This window comes from Steroidobacter sp., from assembly GCF_016790065.1.
Lineage (GTDB): Bacteria > Pseudomonadota > Gammaproteobacteria > Steroidobacterales > Steroidobacteraceae > Steroidobacter.
This window is the reverse complement of sequence record NZ_JAEUPY010000582.1, coordinates 1-1,860: the sequence shown is the minus strand read 5'-3', so window position 1 is coordinate 1,860 and position 1,860 is coordinate 1. Positions and strand designations below refer to the sequence as shown.

Annotated in this window: 3 protein-coding genes; 1 reads left to right on the top strand and 2 read right to left on the bottom strand. The window is 61.0% G+C overall.

Going from position 1 to position 1,860, the window contains the following annotated elements:
* The coding region (locus tag JNL55_RS24150) for an SDR family oxidoreductase (RefSeq protein ID WP_293860210.1) at positions 1-545 on the top strand (545 nt) is incomplete at its 5' end.
* 14 nt (positions 546-559) lie between these two features.
* Here the strand turns inward: JNL55_RS24150 and JNL55_RS24145 are convergent.
* Together JNL55_RS24145 and JNL55_RS24140 are read right to left on the bottom strand one after the other, a co-directional pair.
* Positions 560-1,348: a hypothetical protein gene (locus JNL55_RS24145; protein WP_293860208.1), complete on the bottom strand. Its 789-nt coding sequence runs from the start codon at positions 1,346-1,348 to the stop codon at positions 560-562.
* A complete protein-coding gene (locus tag JNL55_RS24140; protein WP_293860205.1) occupies positions 1,348-1,782 on the bottom strand; it encodes a DUF6152 family protein in 435 nt (144 codons plus the stop codon). The genes JNL55_RS24145 and JNL55_RS24140 overlap by 1 nt, the downstream gene beginning before the upstream one ends.
* Positions 1,783-1,860: the final 78 nt, after the last annotated feature.

The window sequence follows — 1,860 nt, the reverse complement described above, 5'->3', positions numbered from 1 at the left end:
GTCGCGATGCCATCGAACGTCTGGGACGAGTCGACATCCTCGTAAACAACGCCGGCGCGACCTGGGGTGCGCCGGCCGAAGACTATCCGCTGCAAGCCTGGGACAAGGTCATGAACCTGAATGTGCGTGGCGTATTTCTCTTGAGCCAGTACATTGCGAAACACAGCATGATCCCGCAACGCCAAGGTCACATCCTGATGATGGCCTCTATCGGTGGCCTGCGCGCGCCCGGCACGTCCATGGAGACCGCGGCCTACAACACCAGCAAGGCCGCCGTGATCAATCTCACTCGAGTGCTGGCCGGTGAATGGGGCGAGTTCGGCATCAACGTCAACGCGCTTGCGCCCGGTTTCTTTCCCACCAAGATGACCCGCGGCACGATGGACGCTCAGGGCTTCGAAGCACTGATAGCACGCGCGCCCTTGCGTAGATTAGGAGACGATGAAGATCTGAAAGGTGCCACCGTGCTCCTGTGCTCCGCCGCGGGCAAGCACATCACTGGTCAGGTGCTGCCCATCGACGGCGGCGTCTCCGCCCTTATTTGAGCGCAGACCTCACCTCACTCATCGTCTGCCGGCGGCGTGAGATCTACTTCGCTGCCCGTGTCGCGATTCTCCGCGGCGCAGCCGACTTCGAACGAGAGCGGCACCTTGATGAAGTCTCGCTTATAGGTATACGGCTGCGCGAACACCGTGGGATCTTCCACGGTGATGGTCATGCGCAGCGACTTCTCACTCTCCACCGTGATTCGTTCCGTGACTTTCGTCTGTTTGGTGGTCTTGATGCCGCCGTCGATGAACATGTCGGCGCGCGGGGAAATGCCCTGCGTTTCGGCGATGAGCGTATTGCCTTCCCAACGTCCGATCGTATAGCCCTGGTAATCGTAGATGAACGTCTCGGGAAAACCACGGCCATCCGTCCAAATGCGACGGAAACTGCCATCCATGAAGATGACATTGGCGCGCCCGGGCGTGAGCAGGAATTCAAACATCAGTGGATGTTCGATCGTGCCCGGCACACCCGCCGTCACGCAATTCGCCAAGTTGTTCAGCGTCGGTTTGTCCTTGGCCGGAAAACTGGGAATGGTCGCGAAGGCGTCGCGAATCTTCCTGAACTCAGGCGTGAACGGCACGTCCGTGTCCGGGCCTTCGCAGCAAGCGACCCAGGCGCTGTAGGTGCTTTCGTCCGTCATCACCCAGGTGCCACTGAGCTGTTCGCGGATCGCAGCCGACGGCACCTCCTCGGCGGTCGGCGCAACGTCCCCGGTACGTTTGGCGCATCCTGCGGCCAATACCATCAGCAGCGAAGCCGGCACCATGCGCAGCAAGCGGGATGAGCCGGTTCCCATCATGACCCCTTCGCCGGCTTGCAAGTGCTGAAATACTTGTCGTCGACCGAACCGGAAACCTGCGCTCCGAGTGTCTTGCCGTTCTCGAAGGTGACTTGGCGCAGCGACCCGCCCTTGCGACCATCGCGTAGCGGGTTGAAGAGCACCGTGACCTTGTCGCCGCGCTTCAGTGTGTCCGGCTTCCAGCCTGCCACCGCCAATGAAGCCGGGTCGCCGCCTTCGAAGCCCCACAGAATGGGCTTCGCGTCTGCGCCTGTCCCGGTTTCTACCCAGAGCCACATGTGGGGGTAGGCCCAAGTGAACTTCCTGACGTTGCCGGCAATGGTCGCGCACTTATCCTCATCGAACATTGCGTATGAGTGATGCGCGTCTGCCTGGACGGTCAGCATCCCTGACAGCAGCGCGAGCAGACTGAGTTTGACCGGGGTGCGCATGAATGAATCCTCGTGCCTTGAGCGGCTCGAGGCAGCGTAGCAAGGCCGTCTTTCGTGACGTATCCGCCATCGGCAAGT

Bases quoted from the DNA above. Each gene is read 5' to 3' on its own strand.
- JNL55_RS24145 (WP_293860208.1), bottom strand. From the start codon at position 1,348: ATGGGAACCGGCTCATCCCGCTTGCTGCGCATGGTGCCGGCTTCGCTG.
- JNL55_RS24140 (WP_293860205.1), bottom strand. From the start codon at position 1,782: ATGCGCACCCCGGTCAAACTCAGTCTGCTCGCGCTGCTGTCAGGGATG.